1 protein-coding gene is annotated in these 354 nt (G+C 41.0%); it reads left to right on the top strand.

The genetic code is table 11. The annotated features are described in order from the left end of the window. Positions 1-354: ATP-binding protein (locus IC21_RS01345; RefSeq protein ID WP_035180324.1), on the top strand; the 354-nt coding region annotated here is incomplete at both ends.

The following is a 354-nucleotide window of genomic DNA, read 5'->3' as shown; positions in this document are numbered from 1 at the left end:
ACTTCAGCAGCAGCTTCGAACATTGCGATTATCAGAGACGGCAAATCATTTGCCATCTCTGATTCAAGAAGCTGAATCACAAGATTGGACATACCGCACTTTTCTGGAACATCTGACTAGCTATGAGTTGGAACGCCGAGATGAGAAATTGATTGAAAAACGATTAAAATGGGCAACGTTTCCGTTTTACAAGACAATAGATGCATTCCAAGTAGACGAGCAACAATCGCTAAGTAGGAGACAGATCAATCAGTTAAAAGAATTCACATGGCTTGATCAGCTTTTTAATTTAATTATTCTGGGACCGCCTGGAGTAGGAAAAACACATTTGGCAACGGGATTAGGGATAGAGGC

Source organism: Heyndrickxia coagulans DSM 1 = ATCC 7050, from assembly GCF_000290615.1.
In the GTDB taxonomy this organism is placed as follows: domain Bacteria; phylum Bacillota; class Bacilli; order Bacillales; family Bacillaceae_C; genus Weizmannia; species Weizmannia coagulans.
The sequence above is the reverse complement of the archived record's forward strand: the minus strand, read 5'-3'. Positions and strand labels throughout refer to the sequence as shown.